At 50.9% G+C, this 16,257-nt stretch carries 17 protein-coding genes, 1 tRNA gene and 1 other RNA gene; 1 reads left to right on the top strand and 18 read right to left on the bottom strand.

The genetic code is table 11. The annotated features are described in order from the left end of the window. Nucleotides 1-149: 149 nt before the first annotated feature. Nucleotides 150-1,763, top strand: a complete 1,614-nt coding sequence (locus HMPREF1250_RS01500; protein ID WP_023052862.1) for a peptide chain release factor 3 — start codon at nt 150-152, stop codon at nt 1,761-1,763. 62 nt (nt 1,764-1,825) lie between these two features. Here the strand turns inward: HMPREF1250_RS01500 and HMPREF1250_RS01495 are convergent, their stop codons facing one another. From HMPREF1250_RS01495 to rpoD, 18 genes are all read right to left on the bottom strand, one after another. Beyond that, nucleotides 1,826-2,713, bottom strand: coding sequence for a DMT family transporter (locus tag HMPREF1250_RS01495; protein WP_023052776.1), 888 nt, complete (start codon nt 2,711-2,713; stop codon nt 1,826-1,828). A 13-nt stretch (nt 2,714-2,726) separates the two neighbouring features. After that, nucleotides 2,727-4,241 (bottom strand): threonine synthase, encoded by a 1,515-nt coding sequence (gene thrC, locus HMPREF1250_RS01490; protein ID WP_023052872.1) that lies wholly within the window; start codon nt 4,239-4,241, stop codon nt 2,727-2,729. 122 nt (nt 4,242-4,363) lie between these two features. Continuing rightward, on the bottom strand, nt 4,364-4,984 hold the full coding sequence (locus HMPREF1250_RS01485) for an ECF transporter S component (RefSeq protein ID WP_023052792.1): 621 nt from the start codon (nt 4,982-4,984) through the stop codon (nt 4,364-4,366). Between the two features lie 267 nt (nt 4,985-5,251). After that, complete coding sequence (locus tag HMPREF1250_RS01480) at nt 5,252-5,998, bottom strand: HAD-IIB family hydrolase (RefSeq protein WP_023052865.1); 747 nt, start codon at nt 5,996-5,998, stop codon at nt 5,252-5,254. Nucleotides 5,999-6,095: 97 nt separating this feature from the next. After that, nucleotides 6,096-6,380, bottom strand: a complete 285-nt coding sequence (gene rpmA / locus HMPREF1250_RS01470) for a 50S ribosomal protein L27 (RefSeq protein ID WP_023052777.1) — start codon at nt 6,378-6,380, stop codon at nt 6,096-6,098. Continuing rightward, entirely contained in the window at nt 6,367-6,708 is a 342-nt protein-coding gene (locus tag HMPREF1250_RS01465; RefSeq protein ID WP_023052882.1) for a ribosomal-processing cysteine protease Prp, read from the bottom strand. The genes rpmA and HMPREF1250_RS01465 overlap by 14 nt, the downstream gene beginning before the upstream one ends. Beyond that, nucleotides 6,708-7,019 (bottom strand): 50S ribosomal protein L21, encoded by a 312-nt coding sequence (gene rplU / locus HMPREF1250_RS01460; RefSeq protein WP_023052835.1) that lies wholly within the window; start codon nt 7,017-7,019, stop codon nt 6,708-6,710. Before rplU ends, HMPREF1250_RS01465 begins: the two co-directional genes overlap by 1 nt. 138 nt (nt 7,020-7,157) lie before the next feature. Then, the gene (locus HMPREF1250_RS01455; RefSeq protein ID WP_023052806.1) at nt 7,158-8,297 is read right to left on the bottom strand and encodes an N-acetylmuramoyl-L-alanine amidase family protein; all 1,140 of its coding nucleotides are present in this window, start codon (nt 8,295-8,297) and stop codon (nt 7,158-7,160) included. Nucleotides 8,298-8,421: 124 nt separating this feature from the next. Then, complete coding sequence (locus HMPREF1250_RS01450) at nt 8,422-10,071, bottom strand: bifunctional ADP-dependent NAD(P)H-hydrate dehydratase/NAD(P)H-hydrate epimerase (RefSeq protein ID WP_023052892.1); 1,650 nt, start codon at nt 10,069-10,071, stop codon at nt 8,422-8,424. Between the two features lie 2 nt (nt 10,072-10,073). Then, the gene (acpS, locus tag HMPREF1250_RS01445) at nt 10,074-10,454 is read right to left on the bottom strand and encodes a holo-ACP synthase (RefSeq protein ID WP_023052884.1); all 381 of its coding nucleotides are present in this window, start codon (nt 10,452-10,454) and stop codon (nt 10,074-10,076) included. 49 nt (nt 10,455-10,503) lie between these two features. Then, the gene (locus HMPREF1250_RS01440; protein WP_023052901.1) at nt 10,504-10,821 is read right to left on the bottom strand and encodes a hypothetical protein; all 318 of its coding nucleotides are present in this window, start codon (nt 10,819-10,821) and stop codon (nt 10,504-10,506) included. A gap of 1 nt (nt 10,822) precedes the next feature. Beyond that, nucleotides 10,823-12,052 (bottom strand): aspartate kinase, encoded by a 1,230-nt coding sequence (locus tag HMPREF1250_RS01435; protein ID WP_023052887.1) that lies wholly within the window; start codon nt 12,050-12,052, stop codon nt 10,823-10,825. 171 nt (nt 12,053-12,223) lie between these two features. Beyond that, an RNA gene (gene rnpB / locus HMPREF1250_RS10845) (RNase P RNA component class A) lies at nt 12,224-12,570 on the bottom strand. A gap of 50 nt (nt 12,571-12,620) precedes the next feature. Continuing rightward, a complete protein-coding gene (thiE, locus tag HMPREF1250_RS01430) occupies nt 12,621-13,265 on the bottom strand; it encodes a thiamine phosphate synthase (protein WP_023052906.1) in 645 nt (214 codons plus the stop codon). 18 nt (nt 13,266-13,283) lie between these two features. Further along, the gene (locus HMPREF1250_RS01425) at nt 13,284-14,078 is read right to left on the bottom strand and encodes a Nif3-like dinuclear metal center hexameric protein (protein WP_023052783.1); all 795 of its coding nucleotides are present in this window, start codon (nt 14,076-14,078) and stop codon (nt 13,284-13,286) included. After that, nucleotides 14,063-14,752 carry a tRNA (adenine(22)-N(1))-methyltransferase gene (locus HMPREF1250_RS01420; RefSeq protein ID WP_023052864.1) on the bottom strand — a complete coding sequence of 230 codons (690 nt, stop codon included), beginning with the start codon at nt 14,750-14,752 and terminating at the stop codon, nt 14,063-14,065. The genes HMPREF1250_RS01425 and HMPREF1250_RS01420 overlap by 16 nt, the downstream gene beginning before the upstream one ends. Nucleotides 14,753-14,814: 62 nt before the next feature. Continuing rightward, nucleotides 14,815-14,889, bottom strand: a tRNA-Ile gene (locus HMPREF1250_RS01415). Nucleotides 14,890-14,962: 73 nt separating this feature from the next. Beyond that, entirely contained in the window at nt 14,963-16,252 is a 1,290-nt protein-coding gene (gene rpoD / locus HMPREF1250_RS01410) for an RNA polymerase sigma factor RpoD (RefSeq protein ID WP_023052916.1), read from the bottom strand. Between the last annotated feature and the right edge of the window lie 5 nt (nt 16,253-16,257).

Genomic DNA, 16,257 nt, shown 5'->3' with positions numbered 1-16,257 from the left:
GGGGCTTTAGGAAATCTAAAGCCCTTTTGCATCCGTATGGTATTCATCTGTCTGAACGATTATACCACAATGCGATTTGCTTGCGCAATGAAGTAAAACCCTATATAATCAATAGTGATTTTATTTTATTACGAAAACGAGGTATTTGAATGTCACTGATAGAGGAAGTAAACAGCCGTCGTACTTTTGCCATCATTTCTCACCCCGACGCCGGCAAGACGACACTCACGGAAAAATTGCTGCTTTACGGCGGCGCCATTCATCTGGCAGGCTCCGTAAAAGCCAGAAAAACGACAAAACACGCCGTTTCCGATTGGATGGAAATCGAAAAACAGCGTGGCATTTCCGTTACCAGTTCCGTATTGCAGTTTGACTATGAAGGGCATCACATCAATATACTCGATACCCCCGGACACCAGGACTTCAGTGAAGATACATACCGCACGTTGATGGCTGCCGACAGCGCCGTCATGCTCATCGACGTTGCCAAGGGCGTCGAAGCACAGACGAAAAAGCTGTTCCGCGTCTGCAAAGAACGGGGCATTCCCATTTTTACGTTCGTCAACAAGATTGACCATTTCGGCCGTAATCCCTTCGATTTGCTGTCCGAAATAGAAGATATTCTCGGCATCCGGGCCTATCCGATGAATTGGCCGATCGGCATCAACGGCAATTATCAGGGCATTTACGATCGAAATGCCGCTTCGATCGAACTGTTCGAAAAGGACACGTCTCACGGTCAACACAAGCTTGCTTCGACAAAAGGTTCCGCCGCGGATCCTCTTTTCAGCGACTTATTGGACGAAGACGTCCACCAGTCGCTCATTGACGATATTGAACTGCTCGACGAAGCAGGCGACGATTTCGATATGGAAAAAGTAAAAAACGGTACGCTGACACCGATGTTTTTCGGTTCGGCAATGACCAATTTCGGCGTCAAGCCTTTTTTGGATAAATTTTTAGAGCTGGCGCCGCAACCGCAGCCGCGCAAGTGCCTTGAAGGTACGGTTTTACCGGATGCAGAGCAATTTACGTCATTCGTGTTCAAAATTCAGGCCAACATGAATCCGCAACACCACGACCGCATCGTCTTTATGCGCATTTGTTCCGGAAAATTCGAAAAGGGAATGACCGTGACGCACCGCCAATCGGGAAGAACCTTGCGACTCATGCAGCCGCAGCAATTTTTGGCAACAGAGCGGACGATCATCGAGGATGCTTATCCGGGTGATATCATCGGCGTTTTCGACAGCGGCAATCTCGGCGTCGGCGATACGCTTTTTTCAGACAAGAAGACCGTCACCTTCGCCGACTTCCCGACGTTCCCGCCGGAGTTGTTCGCCCGTATCCGCGCCAAGGATTCGATGAAACGAAAACAATTTCTGAAAGGCATGACGCAGCTGGCCCAGGAAGGAGCAGTCCAGATCTACGAAAACCTGGGCTCCATGGAAAGCTATATTGTCGGCGCCGTCGGCCAACTGCAGTTTGAAGTATTGGAATACAGATTGAAACACGAATACGGCGTCGATCTGGAAATGAACACGCTGCCCTACTCCGTCGCCCGTTGGATCGAATCGGACAGTCAGACATATGAGCACCTGAAAAATATCGACAGCGCCATGATCGTTAAAGATCACAAACAACGCGTCGTCCTGCTGATCACTAATGAGTGGCAAGCCAATTGGATTATTGAACGCAATCCGGACTTTCATTTCTGTGCGACACCGGACGAACTCGCCCTGCCGGCAACATTGATGGAATAATCAAAAGCACTCTCCGCAAAACGCGAAGAGTGCTTCTTCGTTTTACATAACATGGGAACACGTTATTTTTTCTCCGTTCTGCTGCGCACGGCCGACAGCCTGACAACGCGGTCATGTTTCAGCTTCGTCAGATACATGGAGCCGCCGATGATGAGAAGGCCGCCGCTTAAAGTAAGCAGCGTCAGCATTTCATCAAAGATAACGAACCCCCACAAGGCGTTGAAAAAAACGCCGATATAGGCGACAAAGCTGACGACGACAGGATTCCCGTAGGTATAGGAATCGGTCATCCAAATTTGAGCGGCAATGGTAATGATGCCGAGCAGAACATAAAGGAACCATTCTCTCCCGTCAGGCATAATAAAATCCGTTCCCATAAGAGCGAGCCCGGAAATGGCGGCACAAACAAGAAAATACAGAACGATCTCGTCCTGATGATGACGCCCCGAACGGGTCAGCTTGCTGACTGTCGTATAGGCTGCGGCGGCAAACACGGCCTGCGCCAAAACGAAGAGCGAATAGCTATTAAAGGAAGAAAAATTCCACGGCCGCACGACCAAACAAGCCCCGAAAATAATAACGAAGAGCGGTATGACCGCCCCCTTCGGCAGGGATTCCTTCAAAAAAACGACGGCAAAGATCATGACAAAAAATGCCGACAACTGTGACAAGATGGAAACATCGGCCAACGGCATCCCGCGCAGGCCGTAAAAAATGCAAACCATGCCGATACCGCCGGCGATACCTCGAAATACCAATGCCGGACGATCTTCGTGAGACAAATGAATATGTTGCGCCTTCATGATCCCAATGAGCAGCAGCGCACTGAGAAATCCTCTGAAAAACGCGATCTCGCCGGTCCCCATCGTAACGGAAAGCTCCTTGACAATCACATTTTGAAGACTGAAGGCAAGGGCGGCCAAAACGGAATAAACGACACCTTTGTTCAACGCTTCTCCACCTCTAGCCCTTTTGTTTGTTTTTTTCGTAAATCGTATCAATAAAAGCCAACACGGCTTTTTTCATTTCTTCTTTTTCAAGGGTTTGATTGAAGCGGAGCTCTTTTTGCCGCAAATCGGCCAACGGCTGCGGCAAACCGAGAGAGGTGACGGCGCTGATTTCCCCCAGGGCAAGGAAGGGATCCGCAGCCTCGGGAAGCGCTAAAGCACGGCAAATGACGGGCGGAAATTTATACGGATGAGCCGTTGCCATCACGACGGTATGCCGTCCTTCCGTCAGCCCCCGCTTGCGTCGGTTCAAGTAAACGCCGTATGCCACCGCCGTATGCGGATCCAGAAGATAACCGCAATCGTTATACACGTGGCTGATAACGGCCCTGGTTTCATCATCGTCGATCCAGTCTCCGTCAAAATCCTGCCGCAACGAGGTCAGTTCCGCCGCGCTGACGGCCATCTTCCCCGTACGCGCCAGCTCATCTTCCCAGGCCGCCACCCTTTGCGTATCTCCACCGGCGACATAGTACAAGAATCGTTCAAAATTACTGGACAGGAGAATATCCATAGACGGACTGTCCGTCGTATAAAATTCGCGGTTCATGTCATAGACGCCATTTTTAAAGAAATCCGTAAGAACGTTGTTGCGATTAGATGCGCAAATCAGTTTGCCAATGGGCACGCCCATCTTTTTGGCAAAATACCCGGCCAAAATATTGCCGAAGTTCCCGGTCGGAACAACGACGTCAACAATTTCTCCGGCAGCAACGGCACCGTTTTCCATCAGCGATGCATACGTTGCGGCATAATAAACAATCTGCGGCAGAAGACGCCCGATATTGATCGAATTGGCACTGGAAAAAAGGATATTTCGTTCAGCCGCATAATCGCGAACATCTTTATCGACGAAAATCCTTTTCAGAAAACTCTGCGCATCGTCGAAATTTCCTTGAATAGCGGCAACACGGACATTTTCCCCTTCTTGCGTGCGCATTTGCCGCTCTTGCATGGGACTGACTCCGTCATTGGGACAAAACACCATAATATGCGTACCCTTTACGTCTTTAAACCCTTCCAGGGCCGCCTTGCCCGTATCGCCGCTCGTGGCTGTCAGAATCAGTATGTCTTTACATTCGCCTTCCTGTCTTCTGGCCGCAGTAAGCAAATGGGGAAACAGGGATAGCGCCAAATCCTTAAAAGCCAACGTCCGGCCATGAAAGAGTTCGGCCAAGGTCACATCCGTATCCAGGGAGTGCAACGGCACAATACGCGCATCGCGAAACGTATCCGCATTATAAGCAGCCGCAGCCAGCGCCTTCCGTTCTGCAGCCGTAAAATTGGTAAAGAAATAGGACAGAACCAATTCTGTCAATTCCTGATATGATTTATGGTCAAGCGTTGCAGACGATAAAACTTGTTCGGGAAATGTTTCAGGCACATACAAACCGCCGTCTGCAGCCAAACCGTGAAGCAAAGCATACGACGGCGAAACAGTTTCCCCGGATCTGGTACTGCAATAGTTCATAAATAACCTCCTCATAAATGTAACAACAATTGAATGATGTCTTTATATTATATCAAACCGACTGCACAATACAACTCAAAAAAAAAGCGAGATATCCGCTGGATATCTCGCAGTCAGCTATGCTAATCAACCTTGATGCCGGTCCGGCGCAACGCAATAATAATCGGGGTTACAATAACACCGGAAATCAAAGCCTCCGGAATACCGTTGGCAATGGTAATTCCGGTCATGATATTAACGACGTTCATCAGCGGAATGCCCTTACTTTCGGCATAGGCGGAACCGACAAGGAGTGTAAAGGAGCCGAGAAACATCACGGTATGACAGACAGTCGCCAGAACGGCCGTTACCGCCGTCCTGATCGTTTCCGTCCCTTTCATATGGCGATACAATTCGTAAGCAACCAGCCCTAACAGTATGCGCGGCACAATACAAATAATCGCGTCATAGGCGATATTATACTGTACGGCAAAGAGGAGCAACAGACTGGGCGCCTGCAATGTCCTGATAAAAGAAAAAAGCCCGAAAATAAATCCAACGACGATACCCACTTTCCTGCCTCCTGCAATGCTGCCGATAATCGTCGGGATATGCAGGATCGTCGCATTCATGACAATAAGCGGGATAAACCCGTAGCCGGTCAATCCGAGAAAAATGGTGATTGCCGCAAGAAATCCTGTCACTGTCAATTGACGCACATTCATAAAGCCGCTGTGTGCCGGTACTTGATTGATCTTTTCCATCGTAGCCTCCGTTCTTGTTCCTGTACAGATACAAGTCGCAATAAATTGGTGTTTTCAGAAAAGCATTCCAGTTCATCTCCCTGCGGATAACGACTGAAACGGGTCTATTCCTTTTCTGCATTTAATACATCGTGAGTATATCATATATAAAAGGGATTGCCAATAGATTGCCTGATACTTTAAGCATGGCATTGCGGTATGAATATCAATTCTCTTTCAGATAATACGCTGTGCCTCCTTACACGGCACAGCAAGCCATTCTTTCGGCTACTGTCCGCCGCAAATCGTCAGGGCTTCAGAAACGGAACCGACAATATGCGACGCCGCCAGCCGCACCTGCAACGGCGAATCAAAAAAGGTAAAGCTCTTCGCTGCAGCCTGCAGCATGGGAATATCATTATAAGAATCACCGATCGCCGCCGTTTCCGCTACGCCGTAATGAGCTTTGACGCATTGCAAGGCAGCGCCTTTGGAAACGCCGTCAGCTACGATATCGACATTAGCGACATTTTGGAATGCCCTTATTTCTCCGCCGCACCACGCATTGATCTGTTCAGCCATAGCGGCGGCCGCTTCCGGTGTCCACACATGGAAAGACATACCGTAAACGGCCATGCCAGAAAGACTGTCAAAGGTGTCGATATGCTCTTGCATCGCATTTCCGGCGGCAAAGATATAAACACCTCCGGCGGCATGAATAACACTGAGCGTATCCGCTTTATACCGTTCATAGATCTGCCGCAATCGTTCCGTACTTATCTCGCTGGCGGCGATAAGCTGACAGTCTCCGTCGAGAACCAAAGCGCCGCTCGTCAAAATATAGAAATCAAAAGGAATATCTCCGGCGGCATGGCGTATCCCCCGCAAGGACCGCCCCGTACTGATTCCGAAAAGATTTCCTGCCGATTGAAAGCGGCGAATTTCTTCTCTATCCTCGATACGGCAACCGCTTTTTTCCGCCCCGAAATACAGGGTATTATCAAAGTCGCTGGCAAAGGCAATGGCGTGCTTCATCCGTTTCGATTCATCCTTTCTTCCTCCGCCCCTCTTGCAGAGGAAAAGGGGAAATAAAAAAATCCTGCAGAAGAACTGCAGGATTTCGTTCAGTTTTTTATGCTTCCACGGGATAAACGCTAACCTTACGATTAACGCGGCCAGCACGTTCAAAAGCAACCTTTCCGGGAACCAAGGCGAACAACGTATCATCTTTGCCGATGCCTACGTTAGTGCCGGGATGGAAATGAGTGCCGCGCTGGCGAACGATGATGTTGCCCGCTTTGACAACGACGCCATCATGGCATTTGACGCCAAGACGCTTTGCTTCGCTGTCGCGGCCGTTACGCGTGCTGCCGACGCCTTTTTTATGAGCGAAGAGCTGCAAATCAAAATTGAACATTTCGTTCACCTCCTGCCTCTGATGAATATACTGCGACATACTTTTCGTATTGTCGTGAAATTTCCTGTAAACCTAATTGCAATGTTTCCATAATAACTTCGGTCTCATCTGTCACTGCTTGCAGACGAACGGATACAAAACCGTCCTTTACAGAATAGGACAACCGACCGCCGGCATACTTCAGCAGACCTAAAAGAGCCGTTTGCGTCAATGCGGAAACAGCTGCGCAGACAATGTCGGCGCCTGCCTCGCCGTAATCGGCATGACCGGAAGCTTCGAATCCGGAAAACCTATGTTCTCCATTACGAAATAAGGAAACCGTAATCATTAGCCCTCAATCTTTTCAATGGCAACCTTGGTAAACGGCTGACGATGACCCTGACGGCGGCGATAGTTTGATTTTGCTTTATATTTAAAAACAAGAATCTTCTTTTCTTTGCCCTGAGCCAAAACCTTCGCCGTAACCTTGGCGCCTGCAACAACAGGAGATCCGATCTTGATATCTCCGTCATTACCGACTGCCAATACCTGATCAAATACGACTTCGGAATCAACATCGCCGGCCAGTTTTTCAACAAAAATATTGTCGCCTTCCTGAACACGATACTGCTTTCCGCCGGTTTCAATAATAGCGTACATGAGTGACACCTCCCTCACAATATACTCGCTGAATACGGCGCCTTGCGGACTTAAATGCCTCTCCATGCGGCTTACCTTCACAGCCACTAAGTATGCTATGACTTTTCTATTTTATATGACTTTTTCATATTTGTCAACTTACTTGCCGTTGTTGTCAAAATAATCAGCCAAGCCCTTGACGATGCTTTCTGCAAAATTCTGCTGCTGTTCATCGGTATTCAATGTCCGTTCTTCACCGGCATTGGAAATAAAGCCCAATTCCAACAGTGTAGCCGGCATCTGCGTATGCAACAACACGTAATAGTTGGCAACACGAATACCACGATCATCAAAGGAAGTCGCCTTCATGTTCTGCGCGTGGATACGAGTGGTCAAAGCGGAATCATACGCCGTTTTGCCGTTATAATATGCCGTCACTCCGCCGGCGTCGGCGGCAGACGAAGAATCAATGTGAATGCTGACAAACGCGTCGGCACCGGCAGCATTGGCTATGTTGCAACGGGCTTGCAGTTCTTCGACGGCACCGGCATTCGGCGCATAAACGTCAACATCACCGGTACGCGTCATGACGACATTGGCGCCGGCGTCATGCAAAAGCGTCTGGACTCTTTTGGCAATGCCGAGGGTAATATTTTTTTCAAAGGAATAGGAACCGACAGCTCCGGAATCCGTACCGCCGTGACCGGGATCAATGCAGATCGTCTTCCCTTTCAGTCCTTTGGTCAAACTGTAATTGCGGCTGCCGCTATACGTCGGCACAGGCAGGGCGGCGCCGCCGCTCTTTCCGTCCGTCGTATGGGTTCGCAAATTAAGCTCATTCCAATGGTTCCACTGCTTAATCTTCCCCGACTTGTCATTGACGTCAATGACGACACGAGCCGGTTTGTTATTTTTAGCATCTGCCGGCAAGGTGAAAACGTGCAGATCATCTTTGCCGACCGCCTGCGGAACTTTGATATCGACATAAGTCGCCGATGAACGCTGCGACAACGACACTTTCGTAATAACGCGGGGATCTGCCGTATATGTCTTGTCGACATCTTTTTGAAGCACCGTGTTAGGTAAAGAAACAGTAATGTATTCACCGCTTTTATCAATATACAGTTTTGGCGTAACCTTCTTGGTCACGTCCAGAACAGTTCGGACAAAGGGTGTATTGGAATCGTTGCGCGTAGCAATACGGACACTGCTGATTTCCGCTTTGGAAGCAGCCTGAGCCGGCAGCAGCGGACATAAACAAAGGAACAACAACAGCGGTAACAGTAACAGTTTTTTCATTGCACATACCTCTCTAGTTAAAATGCTGACGGACTCATTATAGCACAATCTGCTTCCAATAGTAAGAAAAGTCGTTATTGTTCACAAAGCTGACATATTTGTCAACTTTATCACAATCGCCGCGTCAGCCTTCTATAAGCGGCCGCCGCAATACAGGCAAACGGCGCCCTTCATCCAACTCGGCCAAAACCCGCGGTATCGCAGCGGCGACCTCGAGTGGAGAGTATCCGTAGGGACCGTACGCCTGTCGGCAGACATCCCCTGCGGCACCATGGAGATAAACGGCGGCACAGGCCGCTTCCGTCAGCCCCAAATCGCGATGCGCCGCCAGAGCGGCCACCATACCGGTCAAAACGTCGCCCATACCGCCGCAAGCCATGCCGGCATTCCCGGTCGGATTCAAATACGCGTTACCGGTTTTCCGGGAAACGATTATCGTCGGCGCACCTTTTAAAACGAGCGTGACATTCCAGCGTTTCACGAAGTCCTTCGCGGCACGAATGCAGTCCTCTTTGATCGTCGCGACGGAAAGACCGCTGAGTCGGCCGAATTCGGCCAAGTGCGGCGTCATAATGATACGTTCACCGTGGGCCGCAATAAATCCCCGTTCTTCGGTAAGCGCGTTCAGCGCATCCGCGTCAAGAACGATAGGACAAGACGTTTCCTCAATCAGCTTTTTTAAAAATGACGTCAGACCGCTGTCTTTACCCATACCGGGCCCCATAGCCAGCGCGGACCAGCCATGCGCCGCCGCAGCCAAAACGTCTGCATCGCCGGGGGCAAAGGAAGAACCGGCCCCGACGCCGCGCACCATCACTTCCGGTACTCTGCCGATACAGTACGGAGCCGTTGCCGCCGGCACCTGCAAAAATATCTTGCCGGCGCCGGCGCGCATGGCGCCTTGCGCCGTCATCAAAGCGGCGCCGGCCATATCGTTCGACCCGGCGACCACGGCAATTGTGCCATGCGTTCCTTTATGGCTGTCAGGCTGACGGGGCGGCAGCAGTTCCGCAACATCAGCCGATTCCAAAACGTAAGCGCCATCCGTCTCCTGTTGCCGCAGTAACGGCGCCGGCATGCCGATCGGATCGAAACGAAGCTCACCGACGCTGGTCTTACCGGGATAAAAAAGCTGTCCCCGTTTCAGCGCGCCAAAAGTCACCGTCAAATCGGCAAACAGAGGTCCCCCCGCGCCGTCAGCGCCGTCAGTGACGCTGACGGCGCCCGTGTCGGCATCAACGCCGCTGGGCATATCGACAGCAATGACCTTGATCCGTCCCATAGCCGCCGCCTCATTTATTTTACCGACAATATTCCGCACCGGCTGCCGCAATTCACCATGGAAACCCGTACCGATCATGGCGTCAATAACGACTTGGCTGGCAAACAGGCGATGACACAGAAGGTGCCATGCTTCAAAGGACTCGCCATAGTCGACGACAATACAGTCAGCCCCGGCCAATTGACGCAGCGAATGCAAATGGCACTGCGCTTCCGGGCTATACGCCGCCGCTTGCCCCAAAACATACACGTATACGCGGGCGTCGGCAGCTAAAAGATGCCTGGCGATGACAAATCCGTCACCGCCGTTATTCCCTTGCCCGCAAAAAATGATGACATCCTTATTCGCCCATCCGTCAAGGTAAGCCGCACCGGCCGTCACAACGGCATGACCGGCATTTTCCATCAGTACCGCCGGCGGCATACGGTAAATCCCGGTCATGGCCGCCGCATCCATCGCCTTCATTTGCGCCGTTTGATTTACTTTTTTCACGTTCAGGCCTCCCTGTCTTCTTCCCAAATCACCTGCGCGACGGCATAATCGCCATCATGACTGATCGATACTGCCGGCGGCCGCGTCGACCTTGCCGCTGCCGCAAGGGCATGAACGCCGCTGAGCCGCAAAAACGGCGCACCCAGACGATCATGATCCACTTCGACGTCATGCCACGTTCCTTGTCGAAACCCTGTGCCCAAGGCCTTGAAAAAAGCCTCTTTAGCTGCAAAAATACCGGCCAGCGAATGATACCGGCTTTTTTCACGCCGATTGCAGTAGGCAATTTCGGCAGGCGTAAAAAAACGCTGTAATGCTTTTTCATGGCGCTTTGCCATGGCTTCTATCCGTCCGATTTCGACGATATCAATTCCTATGAACATGAAACCTCCAAAAAAAGTACCGCAATTCCCTCGGGAACTGCGGTATAAATTACCATTTCTGCATGCGGATGCAAAGGGAAAGTCCTTCCAACAGAACGCGAAACGTTCCAAACGACACGGTTACATCGGGATAAACGGCGCTGGCAACCTTATAAGAGAGCGTTACTTCCCGCTTTTGGTAATCATAGCTCAGACCATGCAAATTACTTTCAAATGTATACTTCGGCAACGGCACCTTGAACTGCGGCGGCCTTTCTTTTTCCAACCCGCGCAACAAGCGGCCGAGAAAAGCCTGTTTTGACCCCTTTGACTGCAACAACCCTTCAGCATGCAGTATCTCTTCTACAAAGTTATCCAAAACGGACATTTTATGCTTCACTTTCAGCAAAGAAATGGTCGTGTATCTTTTGCACGGCCTTATCGACGCTCTCTTCGGCGATCAGGCAAGTAATGCTAATTTCTGAAGTCGAAATGATTTCGATATTGATATCATTATCGCCGAGAATGCCGAACATGCTGGCTGCAATGCCGGGATGCCCCGCCATACCGGCGCCAACGACAGAAACCTTGGCCATCTTATCGTCGATCAAAATATCTTCAGCCCCGATTTCGCCGCGTATTTTAGCGAATACATCGCGTACGGCCGGCAATTCGGAACGGGAAACGGTAAACGTAATATCCGTCGTCCCTTCTTTGGCAACACGCACGCTCTGCACGATCATATCGACATCGATATTCTGATCCGCCAATTCGGAGAATATTTTATACGCATGTCCGGGCTGATTGAGCACGCCCAGAACCGTTACTTTGGCCACATTCTTGTCTTCGGCAACGCCGCGAATCAAATACTGCTTAATTTCCATCGAGTAATCCTCCTGTATCATTGTCCCCTGCACATCGGAAAAAGTTGAACGAACGTGGATCGGCACGTTGAAACGGCTGCCCATTTCCACGGCGCGCGGCTGCATAACACCGGCGCCCAGCTTCGCCATCTCCAACATTTCTCCATAGGTGATTTCGCCCATTTTCTGCGCATTGGTAACAACGCGGGGATCGGATGTGTAAATACCGTCAACGTCAGTATATATTTCGCAAGCATCGGCATGAATGGCGCCGGCAATGGCGACGGCCGTCGTATCGGATCCGCCGCGGCCCAAAGTCGTAATATCGCCATGCTCCGTAATCCCTTGAAAACCGGCGATGATAACGATATTGCCGTCCTTTAATTCGTCGATAACGCGCTGCGCCTGAATATCAAGAATCCGTCCCTTATTAAAGGCGTCGCTCGTCGTGATGCCCGCCTGCTGACCTGTCAGCGAAATCGCTTTATGCCCCGCTTCCCGGAAAGCCATGGCCATGAGCGCAATCGATACTTGCTCACCTGTCGAAAGGAGCATATCCATTTCGCGCCCGTAGGGCTTGGAGGTTATTTCCTTGGCAAGAGCAACTAAATCATCCGTCGTATCTCCCATTGCGGAGACGACGATAACGATTTGGTCGCCAGGTTGTTTTCCTGCCAAAACACGCTGTACGATTGCTCTCATCTTATCCGGCGTAGCAACGGAACTGCCGCCGAATTTTTTAACGATCAGTGCCAACTTGAATCCCTCACTTTTATATTGATAGAGACAACAGGAACCATTTTCCCGCTATTTCACTTATTGTTTATGATATCATGCCCCTATGTAATTGTAAAGAAATTATCACTTTCTCTGCAAGCAAATGCAAAACAAGCTGTCCGCAGATGCGGACAGCTTGGTATCTGCAAGCTGATGAGTAATCAATAAGCCGAGTTTTGTTCTGCCTGCGCAGCGGTAATCATCTATCTAGACAGACCATTACTGGCCTGTTCAAGCGACACAACCCGGAAGATCAGCGGGCCACTTCATCCCTCCCCTATTCGGTCTTGCTCCAGATGGGGTTTGCCTAGCCAGTAAGTTACCTTACTGCTGGTGCGCTCTTACCGCACCGTTCCACCCTTGCCACAAACGTGGCGGTACACATTTCTGTGGCACTTTCCCTAAAGTCGCCTTCGCCGGACGTTATCCGGCATCCTGCCCTGTGGAGCTCGGACTTTCCTCCAGTACAGCGTACTGGCGATTACCTTTCATACTCATCAGTATTATATGCTATCTCATATCGCCCTGTTCGTCAAGACAACGACGCTCATCGTGCCAAAATACGGCGCAATTCGCCGACGGCGGCAGCAATATCGGCCTGAGACACGAGCGCGCTGATCATGGCGAAGGAGCGAAAGCCTTGCTCGTAAACGTCGCGAATATTATCACGGCCGATACCGCCGATCGTCACGACAGGCAGCGGCAGCCGGAGTGCAAAGTCAATGCTGTCGGCCGTAACGACTTCATTGGCATCGGCTTTCGATCGCGTCGGAAACATCGGCCCGAAACCGACATAATCGGCGCCGGCGGCAACGGCGCCCTTCAATTCTTCAACCGTATTCGTCGAAAGCCCGATAAAGACGTCGGGGCCGGCCAGAGAGCGGACAATCTCGACGGGCGCGTCGTCCTGACCTACATGAATGCCGTCAACACCGCAGGCAATGGCCAAATCGACGGAATCATTCATGATAAACGTGGCGTTTCGTTCATGACATAAGGCGGCGATCGCCTTTCCTTCGGCATATTTTTCACGCCAAGTCTTATGTTTTTCGCGGTATTGAATGATTTTCACGCCGCTGTCAAGCAGCGCCTTGGCGACTTCGACATTTTTTCGTCCCAGCGACAAGGCTTCGCCCATGATAGCGTAAATGGGATCTTCCTGCAACCGTTTGATGTGATCTGCTTTATTCATGACTTGTCACTCCTCTTATCAGTAATACGAGAAAAAGCTTTTGCTCGTCGGATCAACGATGCACTCCGCTCCCCATCCTTTTTCCCTGCCGATCTGTTGCAATCGCTTCGCCAAATCGTAAACGACGGGAATTTCCGAGCCGTAATGACCTGCATCGGCAATAAGGATCCCCTGCTTTACCGCGTTCTGCGCATCGTGGTATTTGACGTCTCCAGTCACATAAAGATCGGCGCCGGCAGCGGCGGCGTCTTCCAAAAAAGATGCCGCCGCCCCGCCGCAAAGGGCTACGCGGAAAATTTCCTTCGTCGCATCGCCGGCATACGGCAAAACCGGCAGCGCTAATTCTTTTTTCATAAATTCCAAAAATTCACAGGCCCGCGTCTTTTGCGGCAAAGAACCGATGCGCCCCATGACCTCCGTATCCGTCGTTTTCAACGGTGTCACATCACGCAGACGCAACCGCGCAGCAAGGACGTCATTGACGCCGCCAAAGGCGCTGTCCAAATTCGTATGAGCGCTGTAAACGGCCGTTTTATGCGTTAACAGGCTGCTGAACAAGGCACCGTCATACGTATCCGTTCGAATCGACTTGATACCGCCAAAAATCACGGGATGGTGGCTGATAATCAGGTCGATCCCGTTTTCTGCGGCATAAGCCGCATTCTCCAAGGTAACGTCCAGGGTAACCATGATCTTTGCCGCACTTGCACGAGGATCGCCGATCAAAAGTCCCGGATTGTCCCATGCTTCCTGAAGCCGCAAAGGCGCCAATTCATTCATTACTTTCATGACTTCCGCTATTTGCACTGCCATCTCCGTTCCTCCCATTCCGCTATTTCCCGACGCAAAAGCAGCAGCTCTTCAGCGTGAATCGCGCGGCTTTTTCTCATGCCCTGCAGGATTTTTTTCTTTTTGTCAATGATCTCGTCCAACAACGCCCCCAATAAAGGCGTCCTTTCGCGCCAATTTTCCGCGCCGATCTCCAGCTGCCACTGCGGCGGTGTTTTCCGCCGCCCCTGTCGCGCCCGCAAAAGCTGATAGATTCTGCCGCCGTCGGCAATCAACGTCTCCCTGTCCGGATACCAACCGATCCGATAAAGATATGACCGCAATGCCGCCGCATCGCTCATGGGCTGCAACACCAAAAAAGAAAGACGGTCGCGGACGGCGGCGCTCTCCGTCAGAATACGAATCATCAGCGAACCGCCCATGCCGCAGATAAGAGCACCGTCAACCTCTCCGAGACGAACGCCTTTGAGTCCGTCTGCCAGACGGCAGTCAATCCGTTCCGTCAACGACGCTTGCCGCACGTGAGCCGCAGCGGCAGATAAGGGCCCCCGTACAATGTCGGAAGCGACGGCACGCGGACAGACGCCGCGTTGACAGAGATCGATCGGTATATAGCCGTGATCCGTCCCGACATCGACAATCACGCTGCCGCGGGGAACGAAGGCGGCTGCAGCGGCTAATCTTGCCGTCAATTTCATAAAAAAAACTCCTATCGAAAAAAAGCTATCCCACAATGCTGCGGAATAGCTTGTTCATGATTTGGTGGGCCTACTTGGGTTCGAACCAAGGACCAACCGGTTATGAGCCGGTGGCTCTACCGCTGAGCTATAGGCCCGGCAGATAAAGGTTGCGGAGAACCTTGCCTATGTATTATACGCTAATCAATATAGACCGTCAAGCTGTCTGCATCAAAGAAAATCTTTGATTTTTTCCCGTTTCCCCCAGTTGCGCAGCTTGTTCAACGCCTTTCCTTCAATCTGGCGGATGCGCTCGCGCGTAACGTTGAAATGTTGTCCCACCTCTTCCAGCGTTCTCGGCCTGCCGTCTTTCAATCCGAAGCGAAGGTACAACACCTTGCGTTCCCGGTCGGTAAGACAGGAGAACACATCTTCAATCTGCTCCTTCAACAAAATGAAGGAAGCGGCGTCATCAGGAGCGACAGCTTCCTGATCTTCAATGAAGTCTCCCAAATGGGAGTCCTCTTCTTCCCCGATCGGGGTTTCCAGAGAAACCGGTTCCTGCGCAATTTTCATGATCTCCCGCACCCGTTCAATGGGCACTTCCATTTTTTCGGCAATTTCCTCCGGCAACGGTTCCCGTCCTTTGTCCTGCAAAAGCTGGCGAGAAATCCGAATCAATTTATTGATCGTTTCCACCATGTGGACGGGAATGCGAATCGTCCGCGCCTGATCGGCAATCGCGCGGGTAATCGCCTGACGAATCCACCACGTCGCATAGGTGCTGAATTTATAGCCCTTGCTGTAATCAAATTTATCGACGGCTTTGAGCAGGCCCAGGTTCCCTTCCTGAATTAAATCCAAAAAGAGCATGCCGCGGCCGACATAACGCTTGGCAATGCTGACGACGAGGCGAAGATTGGCATCGGTGAGTTTCTTTTTGGCCGCCACGCCGGCCTGTATGTCTTCCGGCGCGGCATCTTCCGCACAACCCCGTTCAATCGTTTTCGCCAAAGTAATCTCTTCTTCCGCCGTAAGCAGCGGCACCCGCCCGATTTCCTTCAAATACATGCGTACGGGATCATCGATATTGACACCTTCGGGAACACTTAAATTGATGGCATGTTCATCAACCTTTTCGTTTTCTTCGTCATCAAGATCTTCATTTTCATTGACCTGATCCGACTCGCCGACAATATCAATCCCCTTTTCGGCAAACACTTCATACATCTTGTCAATTTGATCAGGCGTCAGATCATCTTCTTCCATGACATTCATGATTTCCGTGTAAGAAAGACACCCTTTTTGCTGGCCCTCTTGTATGAGTTGCGTAATGTGGGACAATGCCAGTTCCTGCCGTTCCTTCTCTGTCAGTCCCTTTACTTCCTCCGTTTTTTTTGCCGCCTTTTTTTTGCCTTTTACCGGCTTCGCCTTCGCCGCTTTCGCCATCTTCTTTTCCGTCACTGCGTTCTCCTTCTCCTCTATCGTCATTGTTTCCTCTTGTTTTTCGTCTATACGCATACGAT

This window comes from Megasphaera vaginalis (ex Srinivasan et al. 2021) (genome assembly GCF_000478965.1).
In the GTDB taxonomy this organism is placed as follows: Bacteria; Bacillota; Negativicutes; order Veillonellales; family Megasphaeraceae; genus Megasphaera; species Megasphaera vaginalis.
Note: the sequence above shows the minus strand (reverse complement) of the source record. Positions and strands in the feature narration are given on the sequence as shown.